The sequence below is a fragment of the Orrella marina genome (assembly GCF_003058465.1).
In the GTDB taxonomy this organism is placed as follows: domain Bacteria; phylum Pseudomonadota; class Gammaproteobacteria; order Burkholderiales; family Burkholderiaceae_B; genus Algicoccus; species Algicoccus marinus.
Genome location: NZ_CP028901.1, coordinates 1,832,944 through 1,848,503 on the forward strand (window position 1 = coordinate 1,832,944; position 15,560 = coordinate 1,848,503).

General features: G+C 55.4%; 10 protein-coding genes. 9 read left to right on the plus strand and 1 reads right to left on the minus strand.

Features of this window, described 5'->3' with window-relative positions; genetic code table 11:
- Positions 1 to 143: 143 nt before the first annotated feature.
- The 7 genes from miaB to DBV39_RS08250 all read left to right on the plus strand — a co-directional run bounded on the left by miaB (position 144) and on the right by DBV39_RS08250 (position 7,806).
- Positions 144 to 1,502 (plus strand): tRNA (N6-isopentenyl adenosine(37)-C2)-methylthiotransferase MiaB, encoded by a 1,359-nt coding sequence (gene miaB / locus DBV39_RS08220; protein ID WP_108621117.1) that lies wholly within the window; start codon positions 144 to 146, stop codon positions 1,500 to 1,502.
- The gene (locus DBV39_RS08225; RefSeq protein WP_108621118.1) at positions 1,499 to 2,446 is read left to right on the plus strand and encodes a PhoH family protein; all 948 of its coding nucleotides are present in this window, start codon (positions 1,499 to 1,501) and stop codon (positions 2,444 to 2,446) included. Before miaB ends, DBV39_RS08225 begins: the two co-directional genes overlap by 4 nt.
- A complete protein-coding gene (gene ybeY / locus DBV39_RS08230) occupies positions 2,439 to 2,924 on the plus strand; it encodes an rRNA maturation RNase YbeY (protein WP_108621119.1) in 486 nt (161 codons plus the stop codon). Before DBV39_RS08225 ends, ybeY begins: the two co-directional genes overlap by 8 nt.
- Before the next feature lie 74 nt (positions 2,925 to 2,998).
- Positions 2,999 to 3,880 (plus strand): HlyC/CorC family transporter, encoded by an 882-nt coding sequence (locus tag DBV39_RS08235; RefSeq protein WP_108621120.1) that lies wholly within the window; start codon positions 2,999 to 3,001, stop codon positions 3,878 to 3,880.
- A 9-nt stretch (positions 3,881 to 3,889) separates the two neighbouring features.
- Positions 3,890 to 5,482 (plus strand): apolipoprotein N-acyltransferase, encoded by a 1,593-nt coding sequence (gene lnt / locus DBV39_RS08240; protein WP_108621121.1) that lies wholly within the window; start codon positions 3,890 to 3,892, stop codon positions 5,480 to 5,482.
- A 241-nt stretch (positions 5,483 to 5,723) separates the two neighbouring features.
- A complete protein-coding gene (locus tag DBV39_RS08245; protein WP_108623179.1) occupies positions 5,724 to 6,926 on the plus strand; it encodes an isovaleryl-CoA dehydrogenase in 1,203 nt (400 codons plus the stop codon).
- A gap of 223 nt (positions 6,927 to 7,149) precedes the next feature.
- Positions 7,150 to 7,806 carry a hypothetical protein gene (locus DBV39_RS08250; protein WP_108621122.1) on the plus strand — a complete coding sequence of 219 codons (657 nt, stop codon included), beginning with the start codon at positions 7,150 to 7,152 and terminating at the stop codon, positions 7,804 to 7,806.
- Positions 7,807 to 7,924: 118 nt separating this feature from the next.
- Here the strand turns inward: DBV39_RS08250 and DBV39_RS08255 are convergent, their stop codons facing one another.
- Positions 7,925 to 11,569, minus strand: a complete 3,645-nt coding sequence (locus tag DBV39_RS08255; protein ID WP_108621123.1) for an indolepyruvate ferredoxin oxidoreductase family protein — start codon at positions 11,567 to 11,569, stop codon at positions 7,925 to 7,927.
- A gap of 1,293 nt (positions 11,570 to 12,862) precedes the next feature.
- Here DBV39_RS08255 and DBV39_RS08260 point away from each other — a divergent pair.
- Together DBV39_RS08260 and DBV39_RS08265 are read left to right on the plus strand one after the other, a co-directional pair.
- Entirely contained in the window at positions 12,863 to 14,062 is a 1,200-nt protein-coding gene (locus tag DBV39_RS08260) for a GNAT family N-acetyltransferase (protein WP_108621124.1), read from the plus strand.
- A 539-nt stretch (positions 14,063 to 14,601) separates the two neighbouring features.
- Positions 14,602 to 15,546 (plus strand): LysR substrate-binding domain-containing protein, encoded by a 945-nt coding sequence (locus tag DBV39_RS08265; RefSeq protein ID WP_108621125.1) that lies wholly within the window; start codon positions 14,602 to 14,604, stop codon positions 15,544 to 15,546.
- Positions 15,547 to 15,560: the final 14 nt, after the last annotated feature.

Consider the following 15,560-nt stretch of genomic DNA (forward strand, 5'->3'; position numbering starts at 1 on the left):
GATCAGAATCTCCAGCCTGAATTCTGTGATTAACAATTGCTCATTCATAAATCAGTAACCGAGTCGTCCACTTTTCATTTTCCTTTCTTCAACCTTCTTCAACCATTTGTCCCCGGGATCTAAACCCGAAGCGACTAAAGACCATGACTCAGACAACGAAAGTATTTATCCGCACCTTTGGGTGCCAGATGAACGAATACGATTCCCAGAAAATGTATGACATCCTTGGCAAGGACGCAGTAGTCGAGCCTGCCCAATCTGCCGAAGATGCCGATGTCATTCTTTTCAACACCTGTTCCATCCGCGAGAAAGCACAGGAAAAGGTCTTCTCTGATCTGGGCCGGGTGCGTGAACTCAAACGTGACCGCCCAAACCTGATCATCGGTGTGGGTGGGTGCGTGGCAAGTCAAGAGGGCGAAGCCATTATCAAGCGCGCGCCCTACGTGGATGTCGTGTTTGGTCCGCAAACCCTTCATCGACTGCCCGCGCTGATTGAACGTAAACGCGAGTCTGGTCGATCGCAGGTAGATATCAGCTTCCCGGAGATCGAGAAGTTCGATGCACTGCCGCCGGCGCGCGTCGAGGGGCCAACAGCGTTCGTGTCGATCATGGAAGGATGCAGCAAGTACTGCAGTTTCTGTGTCGTGCCATACACACGAGGAGAGGAGGTTTCCCGTCCCTTCGAGGATGTGTTGATCGAGATCGCAGACCTGGCCGACCAAGGCGTTCGAGAGGTCACCCTGCTCGGACAGAACGTCAATGCCTATCGGGGCGCCATGGGTGAAAATGGCGAGATCGCTGATTTTGCGACCCTGCTGGAGTACGTACACGAGATCCCGGGTATCGAGCGCATCCGTTACACAACCTCCCATCCACGCGAAATGACTGCCAGGCTGATCGAGGCGCATGGCAGTCTGCCTAAGTTGGTGTCATTCCTGCATCTTCCTGTCCAGTCAGGAAGTGACCGGATTCTGGCTGCGATGAAGCGAGGTTATACAGCACTCGAATTCAAGGCCATCATCCGAAAACTGCGCCAGGCGCGCCCCGACATCACGCTCTCGTCAGACTTTATCGTTGGATTTCCTGGCGAAGACGACTCGGATTTCGAGAAAACGATGCAGTTGATCGAGGACATCGGCTTTGACACCTCGTTCTCGTTCATCTATTCGCGCCGCCCTGGCACACCGGCAGCTGACCTGAGCGACAACACGCCTGATACGGTCAAGCTCAAGCGCCTGCAGAGACTGCAGGCCACGATTGGAGAGCAGGCAGCCCGTATCTCGGCGGCCATGGTGGGCACCGAGCAGGCCATCCTGGTGGAAGGTCCATCACGCCGCGACCCCAACGAGTTGATGGGTCGTACCGAAAACAACAGGATTGTGAACTTTCCCGGTTCACCCCGTCTCATTGGCCAGATGATCCCCGTCACAATCACCCAGGCTTACACCAACAGTCTGCGTGGCGAAGTCGTCACACGTGAGCCAGAGGATTTGTCATTATGAGTAAAACCCTGCGATTTGACCTCACCGGCACCAATGACCAGCTCTGGCGGCTCTGCGGACCACTCGACGAACATCTGCGCCAGATCGAACAAGGTCTTGGCGTGACGATTGCTCGCCGCAGCAATCACTTTGAAGTGACAGGTCCCCGCACGGAGCAGGCCAGCAACCTGATCCGGCAACTCCACGAGCAGGCGCAAGCGGGAGAACTGTCACTGGAATCCGTGCAACTCGGTATTGCCGAGGTCAGAACAGGGCATGTCGGACTGTCTGAAAACGCGTTACCCAACCTTAAAACCCGTCGCAGTGATGTAAGACCACGGTCAGTCCGTCAGGCGCAGTACATCGAAAACATTCTGCAACACGACATCACGTTTGGCACTGGGCCTGCCGGAACAGGTAAAACCTGGCTCGCAGTCGCCTGTGCAATCGATGCACTGGAACGTGACAATGTCCAGCGGCTCATCCTGACCCGCCCTGCCGTCGAAGCGGGAGAGCGACTCGGATTTCTGCCTGGAGACTTGACTCAGAAAGTTGATCCCTATCTTAGACCGCTGTACGACGCGCTATGGGATCTGATGGGATTCGACAAAGTGCAGCGACTTTTCGAGAAGCAAACGATCGAGATTGCGCCGCTTGCCTATATGCGTGGAAGAACCCTTAACAATGCATTCGTGATTCTCGACGAAGCACAGAACACCACGCCACAGCAAATGAAAATGTTTCTCACCCGTATCGGGTTCGGCAGCAAGGCCGTGATCACTGGTGACCCGACCCAGATGGATCTACCCAAAGGCCAGACCAGTGGTCTGGGGCATGCGCTGACTGTTCTGGCCGATGTCAAGGGGATTGCCAGCACAGTCTTTACTAGTGCTGACGTTGTGCGCCATCCGCTAGTCGCTCGCATCGTAGATGCGTACGAGAAAGCCGGGTCGCACCATGACTGACTTGTCACTGTCCGTCCAGTACGCAGTTGATGCGCCCGACCTGCCCCGCTGGCGTTTGAGAGGCTGGGTCAAACGGGCGATTGCGGGTGCCAGAACACATCTGGAGAATCAACTGGACATCGAACAGGTGGTTCTGACGATCCGCCTGATTGATGAGGTCGAAGCACGAGAACTGAACCGAACGTTTCGCGGCCGGGATTACGCAACCAACGTTCTGACATTCAATTTCGATCCTGCACCTGGAACCGAAACAATATTTCAGGCGGACATTGCCATCTGCGAAGCCGTCCTGCGTCAGGAAGCCACCCAGCAGCACAAGCCGGTTCTTGATCACGCAGCCCATTTATGCATCCACGCAACCTTGCATGCGCTCGGTTTTGAACACGAGACTGACGATCAGGCACAAGAGATGGAATCACTTGAAACAGAGATACTGGCCGGAATGGGTATTGCGGATCCCTATCAAGTTCGAAACTGACTCTCAGGTCTGACGAGTGTAGTTTCGGTTATCCTAGGGCCATCGAATCTTCGGTAGCAATCCCCTCCGTGACAATGTCCGACCCTTATCCGACCTCAAGTGGCCCCGAGCCAGACCCGCATACAAAACCCCGACACTCGCTGATGGATCGCATCATGTCGATCCTTCGCAGAGACCCTGAAGACAAAGATGACATTCTTGCGGTCCTTGACGCTGCGCACGACAGGGAACTGATCGATGCGAATGGCTACGCAATTCTGAAGGGCGCTCTCGAAGTATCCGACATGACGGCAGCCGACATCATGGTGCCCCGGGGCAAGATGGACATGCTTGATGTGGAAATGCCAATGAAGGAGCTGGTCCCACGAATCGTGGAGATGGCGCATTCAAGATTCCCGGTCTACGAAGACTCGACCGAGAATGTCATTGGTATGTTCATGACCAAGGACATTCTGAGAACCATGCTCGAGCCTGACCTGACCTTGCGAGATCTGGTCAGACCCGCAATCTTCATTCCCGAATCCAAACGGTTGAACGTCCTGCTTCAGGAGTTTCGTACAAATCGCAATCACATCGCGCTGGTCGTTGACGAGCACGGTGGCATCACCGGACTGGTGACCATGGAGGATGTACTCGAGCAGATCGTAGGTGAGATCGAGGACGAGTTTGACGAGAATGAGCAGATGGTGTTTCACGACGGGCTGAACACCTGGCGCATCATGGCCGCATCCGAACTTGAAGACATCGAGACACTGCTGGGATGCCAGTTCCCTGACGGTGATTACGACACCATTGGTGGCTGGCTGGCACATGAACTCGGACATATCCCGAAACGCGGAGACCGGCATCAGCTTCGCGACTTGCAGTTCGAAGTCCTGAGAGCCGACTCGCGTCGAGCCCTGTGGGTCCGTGCCAGAAGGCTCCCCACCCCACAAGCCCCTGAACTCTCGCATTAAGGTTACCGTATGCACATCAAATCCGTCCTGATCTGCTTGGGACTCGGTGTCCTTTATGCCCAGAGCTTTGCGCCAGATCCCATCCCTGCACTCATGCTGCCGTGGCTGAACGTGTTCGTCCTGACTGCCCTCGTTCACTTCGTCGTCCGTGCAGACAACGCCCGACAAGCGGCCCAGGTAGGAATGTTGTTTGGCCTGAGCACATTTGTTTCAGGACTGTACTGGCTTGTCATCAGCATGAATGTCTACGGTGGCATGCCTCTGGTACTGGCAGTCATCGCTCTCTTGCTGTTTGGCTGCTATCTGGGGACTTTCCCTGCAATCTGTGCATGGCTGGTTCGCTGGTTATGGCCCAACCGCCCCAAAGTCCTGTCTGGTCCCTCCATCCTCTGGCTGGCCTTCATATGGGCCAGTGGGTGGACAGTAACCGAGTGGCTGCGTGCCTCGCTTTTCACCGGCTTTGCCTGGCTTAACACAGCCGCTGGTCAGGCCGACGGCTGGCTGGCTGGATGGTCAGCCTGGGTTGGTCCCTACGGGGTGACATTCCTGACTGCCTGGGTCGCAGCATCGCTGGCCGCATCGCTGGCCAGCACGGCCTCTCAAGGAGGGGGGGCGTTTCGTGGCAAGCAGTCCTTGCCACTGGTGATCGCAGGTCTGATTTGCGCATCAGGTGCATTTCTTGGACAGTATCGTTTCACGTCTCCCGCAGGAGAGCCGCTGGTGATACGTCTCGTTCAAGGTGACATCGACCAGGCTGCCAAGTTCTCGCCTGAGGGATTTGAGCAGGCAGTTCAGCTATACCAGTCGCTTGCCGGACATAGACAAGACGGTCAGTCGGTCACTCCCGATCTGATCATGCTGCCTGAAACGGTCATGACCTACCCTGCGCACAGAGTTCCACAACAAGTATGGGAAGACTGGATAGAAGTCGCCCGCAACAGTGATGCGATCCTGATGATGGGTGGGCCGATGCAGGAAGCCGGCGCCCAGGATTACACTAACAGCGTTTTTACGGTCACGCCCAGGGACACGGCGGCCGCACTCGCAAACTCACAAGTCTACGGACGTTACGACAAACAGCATCTGGTGCCATTTGGCGAGTTTGTACCATGGGGATTTCGCTGGTTTGTCGACATGATGAACATTCCGCTGGGAGATTTCACACGGGGACAAGCTGATCAGTCTCCGATTGAAGTGGGGCAACAACTGATTGCCCCGAACATCTGCTACGAGGACGTTATTGCTCAGGAGTTGCTGCCAGCAATCCGGGATGGCGCAACCGTTCTTGCGAACTTCAGCAATCTGGGATGGTTTGGCAATTCATCCTCACTGCGTCAACACTGGCAGATGTCACGCCTTCGAGCCATGGAAACACAGCGGCCCATGGTGCGCAGCACCAACACGGGGATGACCGGAGCGATTGACCAGTGGGGAGTGCCAATTGCTGTATTACCGACCATGACAGCCGGATATGTCGACGTTCAGGTGCAAGGGCAATCCGGTCTTACTCTATACACCAGGACGGGTAACACGCCGACGCTCGTTCTGAGCCTGCTGATTCTGTTGCTCGCAACATGGCGACGAAAGTCACACATCCGATAGCCCGCCAAAAGCGTTTCCCCGATCGTTTTTCACTGGGCAGGACAATCCTGCCCAGTTCTATCTCGAATCGCGATACTGTCTGACAGATACAAGGTTGGACAGAAGTCCCCGATTTAGCATTAAATTGATGATGACTCTTCCACCCCCGATCTGCCCAGCCCTGGAGATCGTCGCAGCGGCCATATTCATGGCCCGACGGATGTCATGGGTGGTTTTCTGAATGCTGAAAGCGAGGCTCACTATGTCCGATGTACTGGAAGTACTTGAAAGTCTGGATTTCGATTTGCCTGAAGACGTTTTGGCCCTGCGTGATGCGGTCAGACATTTTGCGCAACGCGAAATTGCCCCTTTCGCTCAGGATATCGACCGCACTGACCAATTCCCGCGCGAACTCTGGGACAAGATGGGATCAATCGGTATCCTGGGAATCACAGCCAGTGAGGCATACGGTGGGGTTGATCTCGGTTATCTGGCTCACATGATCGTCATGGAGGAAATTTCCCGGGCCAGCGCATCGGTCGGTCTGTCTTACGGCGCACATTCCAATCTGTGCGTCAACCAGATCATGCGCAACGGCACTGAGGCGCAACGCACGAAGTATCTCCCACGATTGATCACGGGTGAACACATCGGCGCTCTGGCGATGAGCGAACCCCAGGCTGGATCGGATGTGGTGAGTATGCGTCTCAAAGCAACGCGAGGCGACGGAGGCTGGCGACTCACTGGTACCAAGATGTGGATCACCAATGGTCCAGATGCTGATGTGCTGGTCGTTTACGCAAAAACCGATTCGCAAGCACAAGCCAAGGGAATCACTGCGTTTCTCGTTGAGAAAACCATGTCGGGCTTCTCCATCGCTCAGCGTCTGGACAAACTGGGCATGAGAGGATCGTCTACAGGTGAGTTGGTATTCGAAGACGTTTTTATTCCAGATGAGAACGTACTCGGCAACGTCAACCAGGGTGTACAGGTACTCATGAGCGGGCTCGATTATGAGCGCGCAGTACTGGCTGCCGGGCCATTAGGCATCATGGGGGCCTGCCTTGAACTTGTCGTGCCTTACGTTCACGAGCGCAAGCAGTTCGGTCAGCCGATTGGTGAATTCCAGCTGATTCAAGGTAAGCTTGCAGACATGTACTCGACATACAGCGCATGCCGGGCGTACTGCTACACTGTTGGCAAAATGCTCGACAGGACACCTGATGCAGACATCGGGCGTGCACGTCGTGCGCGTAAGGATGCCGCTGGACTGATCCTTTACTGCGCCGAGAAGGCAACCGCAATGGCCAGCGATGCCATCCAGATCCTGGGCGGAAACGGATACATCAATGACTACCCGGCAGGACGCCTGTGGCGCGACGCCAAGTTGTACGAGATCGGCGCTGGAACCAGCGAAATCAGACGAATGCTGATCGGACGTGAGTTGTTCGCGCAGACGTCATAATGACGCTATAACGTGCGCGGTATACACAGCATGCGCGTCTTCTGAACAGTCAGCCTGAACACTAGAATCATGTGTCTGCAACCCTGCATCTCATCCCCATTGCCGAGACCTGGTCCTCAAAAATGAACGGCACCTTTTCTTCGAACATGACACATTCCAGACAAGAGCAAGGCAACGGTCGGCTGACCACACCTCACACTGTGCCGCAGTGCACAAAAACATCATGAACAGACTGTCCTGGTGTCAGCGGCTTGCCTGTCGTGGCATCCTGGCGTTTGCGGCTGCACTTGCTGGATCGACTCAAGCCATCGCCCAGCCCTCTACAGAGCCAAATGAACAGACGTTTGGTTCCTGGTCTTTCATTCATGTGCCTGGCTCAGACGTCTGGACCACCGGCACGGAATCCGGGAAGCATGAGGACATCATCATTGGAATCAGTTATGTCGCGGAACTCGGCTGCAACGAAGCTGTATTCGAGTATTCCATGCCAGCCCCCTCTCCTGCAGATCGGCTCGTTGATGGTAACTACCCCGGGGTAATCGAAATCCAGATCAACGACGAAGACGAGTGGGTCGTCGAGCAAGGTTCTGCGTATGTGGAAACAGGCCCCTCCATCGATGGAACCGCACTGATCTACTCGATCTCATTCACGGTTGATGACGCCTTCACGAAGGAGTTGGTCGAAGGGGAGACGGTCTGGATTAACTTTGTGGGTGACGACGACATCGACTGGTTCGACCTGGAAGGCGCAAAACTGGCAATCGGGCTTGCCAAGCTGAGCTGTCATCAATACCTGATGCATGGTCGAACCGCACCTGCCCCACGCAGCATGCCCAACCCGGACTTTGAGCTCGACCGCCCAACAGCGTCCGAGATTTGATGTAACTGGCAGGAGGCCAAGCTCCTGCCAACCCCGGCACTGCCACCAGACCTTGGAAAAACGTCCTTGAACTTCCCTTAAGAACAACCAAAGGTCACCCTCAAACGGTTTAATGGGCTCACGCCTTGACCAGTTCAAGCGGTTGCAGGGATATTGTCGTTCCGGTCCTGGCCTGCCACTGACCTAGTAACTCGTGCCATTGCTCACATGCTTTCTTGAGACGGCCCTCCTTGATGTGCCCGTAACCTCGCACCTGATCGGCCACGCTGGCAATCCTGACCGCCAGATCCAGATGATCGGAGGTCAGGTCTTTAGCCAGCACTTGCGTCAATGCAAGATAAAAGCGAGCAAGGGCCCTCTCGGCTTGACGCTCATGCTGCCAGCCAAATGGATCGAACCATGTTCCCCTGAGTACCTTGAGATGCTGCAACATGCCAAGAAATGAGCCGACCCACGAACCGTATCGTCGTTTGATGCGATACCCCTTATCGTCCAGACGGGACAGCAGGGGAACTGCGAAGCGGTAAGTGATCCGGTAACCGGTTTCATACTGTCTGTCCAGCTCAGCCAGCCAGACAGGGTCGGCATGTAGTCTTGCCACTTCGTACTCGTCCTTGTAGGCCATCAACCGATACAACTGCAATGCCACCACCTTGCTCAGGCGATCCGAACCATCGCAACACGCTTTCTCAATGTCCCATAGATGTTGAACTGTCTCACTGTATCGGCGTGCGTAACTTGTATTCTGGTACTGAGCCAGATCCTGCGACCGAGCGGAAATGAAGTTTTGCAGATCAGGTCTGCGATGGATCTCGACCTTGTGCTCGCTAACCGATGCCGGTCGAGTCGCCTGGGTCGCATGTACCGCTTGCGAACGTCCAGCCTCAAACGCTCGCAGATTGTTCTGCACTTGTACCGCATTGAGCTCGAACGCTCTCGCAATCGCCCGGCGAGATACCGGTAGCCAGCCTTTCTGCCAGGCGTATCCCAACAGAACTGCGTTGGCGTAAATCGCATCACCCATCAGCGCCTCGGCAACCTCCTGAGCGTCGATCGTGGCCACCTGCCTGGCCGCTGCAGATTCCTGCAGCGCTGAACGGCAGGCCTCAAGTGGAAACTCCCACTGAGGATGATGGATGAATTCTGCCGTCGGCGTCTGGTGTACATTGAGTACAACTCTCGTACGCTCCGGATGCATCAAGGCGCGAGTGACCTGACTTGCCGCCACGATGCCATCGCAGGCCAGCACGAGATCGGCCTTGGCCGTATCAATTTTGGTTGCGTGCAGCACGTCAGCCGTCTGCGCTATCTGTACATGGCTCCAGGTGGAACCACCCTTCTGAGCCAGCCCGGCTGCATCCTGCGTGATCACAGCCTTGCCTTCGAGATGAGCTGCCATTCCGATAATCTGGCCGACAGTGATGACGCCGGTTCCTCCCACACCGGCAACCACCAGCCGGAAGCCATTTGAGGCGTCAGCCAGGACTGGTTCGGGAATTCGCTTCGCTTGTTCGCTCGCCTCTTGCGTCAAACCCTGTAAGTCAACAATATCAGACGCCGTACCTTTCGTTTGCCTGTTCAGTCCTCGCTTGGGACGCGCATTCTCAAGCACCACAAAACTCGGGCAGAAGCCATTCAGGCAAGTTTCGTCCTTGTTACAGCTGCTCTGGTTAACTCTGCGCTTTTTGCCAAGCGGGGTCTGAACCGGTTCAACGGACAGGCAGTTGCTTTTTTCTGAACAGTCACCACACCCCTCGCAGACTGCCTCGTTGATCAATACTGACCGGGTCACAGCGGGTAACTCACCGCTTTTACGGCGTCTGCGTTTCTCGGTCGCGCACGTCTGATCATATAGCAGGATGGTCGTACCGGTCACCTCGCGTAACTCGAGTTGTATCTGGTCGAATGCTTCTCTGGGATGTGCCTTGACGCCTTGTTCGAGAACGACGCCATCGTACTTGTGCACATCATCGGTCACAATCACTACTTTCGCGACACCTTCAGCCACGCAACTCTTTACGATTTGTGCAACAGACAATCCCTCGGGACGTTCTCCAACACGCTGACCACCCGTCATGGCCACAGCATCGTTGTAAAGAATCTTGTAGGTGATGTTCACGCCCGCTGCAACCGACTGGCGGATCGCCAGAATACCGCTATGAAACCAGGTTCCGTCACCCATGTTTGCAAAAACATGTTTCTCGTCCATGAACGGTGCCTGGCCAACCCAGGTCACGCCCTCCCCTCCCATCTGGGTGAAAGTCGCCGTTGAACGGTCCATCCACATCGCCATATAGTGACAGCCGATACCTGCAAGCGCACGACTACCCTCCGGCACACGGGTGCTGGTGTTGTGCGGACAGCCACTGCAGAACCAGGGCAGTCGATCCGACGCGGACTGAGTCAGTGCTTTGAGAACTGTCTCGGTCTGATCAATCGCGGCCAGACGCGCCTCGATGGAAGCCCGCACATTGTCTGGCAAGGGATAATTCGAAAGTCGTCTGGCGATGGCCCGGGCGATGATTGCTGGATTCAGATCAGCTGTGCCTCTGAGCAACCAGTTCTCAGATGGGTTGGGACGGGACCATTCTCCACTCGAATGATCGCCATCCACAATGTTGAATTTTCCGACTACGTCAGGACGGACATCAGCACGCCAGTTGTACAGCTCCTCCTTGAGTTGATACTCAATCATCTGGCGCTTTTCTTCCACGACCAGAATTTCCTGCAAGCCCTGGGCAAATTCCCTTGTGATACTCGCCTCAAGCGGCCAGACCACATTGACTTTGTGCAGACGGATTCCGATTTCACGACAGACGGCTGTGCTTAGACCCAGATCTTGCAAAGCCTGACAGGTATCACTATAGGCTTTGCCACTGGCCATGATGCCGAGCCGATCGTGCGCCCCATGGATGACAGTATGGTTAAGCCGGTTTGCGCGAACATAGGCAAGCGCGGCGTACATGCGCTGCTCCATGAGCCTCGATTCCTGAGCAAGTGGCGTATCTGGCCAGCGTATGTGAACGCCCCCTTCGGGCAGGGCAAAATCTTCGGGTAACAGAATCTTGACACGATGAGGATCGGCATCGACCGTTGCACTGGACTCGACAACCTCCTGAATCGTCTTCATACCAGCCCATACACCTGCATAACGGCTCATCGCCAAGGCATGAAGTCCTAGATCCAGAATCGCCTGTACGCTTTCCGGGTAGAACACCGGCATGCCGCATGCCTTGAAAACGTGATCACTCTGGTGGGCAGTCGACGAGCTCTTGGCGACGTGATCATCACCGGCAACGGCCAGTACACCGCCAAGCGGTGATGTGCCGGCCATGTTGGCGTGCTTGATAACGTCAACACTGCGATCGACACCCGGACCTTTGGCGTACCAGATACCGAAAACACCGTCATAACGGGCTGGCTTGTCGAACAGTCCAACCTGCTGCGTGCCCCAAACCGCAGTTGCAGCGAGCTCTTCATTCACGCCGGGTTGAAACACGACATGGTGCGCATCCAGGAAAGTCCTGGCCTGCCAGAGCGCCTGGTCATACCCGCCAAGCGGACTGCCTCGATAACCACTGATGAAGCCGGCCGTATTGTGACCTGACTGCAAGTCTCTGAGTCGTTGAATGATCGGTAGCCGGACCAGGGCCTGGATGCCACTCATGTAGAGCTGGCCATCTGTGCGGGTGAAGCGGTCGTCGAGCGCAACACTGCGTAGCGCATTCATTTCGCGGGAGTTTTCTGAGATAAGCATCGGCATTCCTTTGATCGAAAGGTGAACCGCAGAGCGCCAGTGCCCGGGGTGGTGAGATCATGGCGCCGCCTGCGTCTCGCCCCTTGGTCAGGAACGAGACTGTTATCTGATTAAACCGATATTTGTAAAAGTGGTATAGCCGTATTTTTACCAATGATTATCGAAAAAACAGATACGTAAAACACTCCCATCAAAACATGCGATCCAGAAGGGGGTCATGAACTACCCCACCCTATGCGCAGCAAACGATGGGGTTTCACGGGAGGATGAGTCCCCGTCCCGGCCAGGAACTGGCCGGATATGCATTCCAGGGCCCAGCGCAACACAACGCGCGCTCAAGCCGTGTCACTGCTCTCCTGGTGCCCGCATTGCTAGCAGCAGCGCATTCGCCGCGAGAGCTACTTCCTTGCCACATGCCAGCATTTGGACAGCGCTGGCCGGGTTTGGGCTTGCGGGTTGGTGCGTCCACCCATTCGCGACCCATTCGCCACCCATTCTCCACCAGGTTCCAGCACTTTGTCGCGAAACAACGATGTGAACAGCCCAGGGGCGGCGCCCAGAATTTCTTACATGAACGCTCCGGTTCAGGCCCGGCTTTTGCGCGACCTGCCTGCCCGGTTCCTTCGCAGTGCCAGCGACACTGCGGGTCATGTTTCTCGGCGTGAGTTCTTCCGTTGCAACCAGGCCAAATTGGCCTGCCAGCGCTGCGGTTTGCTGGTGTGCCCAGTCCAGCCACTTGCGGACTGGCGATACTCACGGTCAGCGACAAATACCATTGGCCATCGCGGTGCAGAATGTCACTGACGCGGATTTCCCCCATGCCCGATCGACGCAAGCTGCCGTGTTTCCCGCAATCCCAGGGCGTGAAACGCCAACCGTCGCCATGGCTATTGAAGCTGAATCCCGGGAACCGTCCCAGCGACTTTAAGCGGGGGAATCCCGGTGTCTGGCCCGCGTTGATGTCTGCATACAGGCCTCTGACTCGATTGGTAAGAATGATAGGTGTCGATCCTAGGACCGAGAGTACACCTCCCTCAATCAGGGATAGTGAGAACCAGTTGCTGTCAGATATTTCCATCCGGCCACACAATGCAACATCAATCGGCAACACGGATTACGCCTAAACCCGGGAGACCAGACCAGGCATCCCATTGATCCATCCCCCATGTCATTACACTACGCGAATCAATTTGTCTCACTCTTTGTTTCACTAGACCTTTCCCATACGCGCCAGAACTCTTTGTCAGCCAGCGCATCATCCATTGGGAACTACCCACAAGTCGAACCTCCCGGCAAGGCATGAAAGAAAAACCAACAGATAACTCCGGACCATCCGAGTCAGCGCGTGAAGTGGCGGTGCAAACCATCGGTCGCATCGAGCAAATCGACCCTGCAACCTGGGATGCACTCAACGCTCAGGCCCATGGGGGGAGCCTCACCTCCCACGCTATGCTGCAGGCATTCGAAGAGTCCGCAAGCGTCTGCCCGACAACAGGTTGGCAGCCGCATCACCTGCTGCTTGAATTCGATGGCAAGCCGTTTGCCGCGATCCCGATGTACGCCAAGGGACACTCATACGGAGAATTCGTGTTTGACTGGGCCTGGGCAGACGCCTACGAACGTCACGGTCAGCGGTACTACCCAAAGTGGCTCAGTGGAGTGCCCTTCACACCAGTGACAGGCCCGCGCCTGCTTTGTCATGCATCAGTGCGAGATCTCGCGGCTCAGGCATTGATTGCCTGGGCCAAAGCAGGGCCCCTTTCGTCCTTGCATATTCTGCACACCAGCCAAACCGAGCAGGTCAGTCTGATTCGAGCAGGCTTTCTCGCACGCAAGCACACGCAATTTCACTGGTTCAATCAAAACTGGCAGAATTTTGAGGAGTTTCTGGCCAGTCTCTCACAGAGCAAACGCAAGAAAATCCGCGCCGAGCGTCGAAAGGTGCGCGAGGCTGGCATCACGACCCGTGTTCTGGAAGGCGCGGAGATAACAAGTGAACAATGGGACTTTTTTTACGGCTGTTACGCAAGCACCTACGCCATGCGCGGCAATCCACCTTACCTCACCCGTGACTTCTTTGAACGCGTCGCGCATTTCCTGCCCGAGTGTTGCCTGATGGTCATCGCATACGACGGTGAGCGGGCAATCGCCAGTGCGCTGTCGTGGCTGGACCGCATGGCCCCACAACCCACGCTCTACGGTCGATACTGGGGATGCACCGAACATGTCGACTGCCTGCATTTCGAGGTTGCTTACTACAGCACAATCGAATGGGCTATCGATAACCAGATCGCAGTGTTTGAAGGAGGTGCCCAGGGCCAACACAAGATGGCACGTGGGTTCATGCCAGTTCAGACCCAGTCAGCCCACTGGCTTGCGCACCCAGGGTTCTTTGAAGCGGTACAGAATTATGTGGAACAGGAAAGCCAGCAGCTTGATGAGTATACGGCAAACCTGAGATCACCTTTCCGAAACGAACATGGTGAATCAAGCGAGTAAGAAGACTGACTTGGCACGTCCCTTTCCATCACGTCTGATACAGACTCGTTATGCCGGATACGATGCGATGCCGACAAGATGTCGAGCGTTCTGCTCGGTGAGTGGACAATGTCAAATGTGGCGCACTCGGATGGAACCCGCGAACGTTGATGAGAATGATGAGGATGAGGATGAGGATGAGGATGATTAGAATGGGGTGACTCAATAACTTGCCGGAGGTTGGGTTGTCCGGCAAGTTATTTGTCTCTCTCCCGGTAAGAAGAGTCTTTCGCAGCCAGTTCACTTTTTGGGGGGACCCGACGGTAATCAGGTGGTTCTGTCTGCTGCCGATGAATGAATTAGACGCTTTTACCAATCATCTGTAAAATACTTTTTATGACGGTTATCATCTGTTTTAAAGATATTAGATAATTGACGAGTCGAGTTCATTGCCCTGACGCGTCATCTCTGTATCAGATTGTGCTCTGTACCGTGAACATCACCGCGGGCTAACACACTGCCCTGCCAGCGCGACCAGTCAACAGCAAACGGACCTCATCGTGAATCTGAAGCAACTCAAGTACTTTCTTGCCATTGCTGAACATGGCACATTTCTGAAAGCATCCGAGAAAGTATTTATCGCGCAGTCTGCATTGAGCCACCAGATCGCCTTACTCGAAGACGAACTCGGCACCTCATTGTTCCATCGTTCCAGAAGAGGCGTGACGCTGACCGAGGCTGGTGAAGTTCTGATGGCACACGCCCGCTCCATTCTTCGTCAGGTCGACGATGCCAGGGAAAGCCTGGCGAGTCTGACAGACTCTCCTGCTGGCAAAGTCACCTTCGGCATACCGCATAGCGTATCCAACGCCCTTGCACTGCCCTTGCTGCAAACCACACGCAAGGATCTTCCCAGAGTTAACCTCGAACTAACCGAAGAGCTGACGGGCAACCTGAGCCGGCAACTCCACGCCGGCCAGATCCATATGGCAGTACTGTTTGACGACGGGACGCTCGACGATTTTGTCTGCGAACCACTTCTGGTCGAGCGCCTGTCGCTGATCACACCGGTAGCCATGACACCAGCAGGCGACGCGATCTCTTTGCACGAGGCTCTGGGCATGCCACTCATTCTTCCTGCCCAACCACACGGCGTACGGCCATTGATCGAACAGGCTGCTGTCATGGCGGGATTTGCGGAACCAAATGTAATTGCAGACATTAGTTCGATCAGCATTCTGAGGACATCATTGCTCGCTGGCATGGGATGCACCCTGCTGCCAGTCATGCCGTTGATCAACGAAATACAGCAGCAACAGTTACAGGCTACGCCTGTTCACAGTCCCGAACTGACGCGCACGGTAACCCTCTGCAGATCCGCGCACATCCCGATGTCAGCCGCTGCCTCCTCGGTCTGGAACACTTGCGTGACACTTGCGCAGACACTGTCCGAATCAGGTGTCTGGCGCGACGCTGTGGTGGCAACACGCCATTTGGCGCATTAGGTCATTGCGCATCA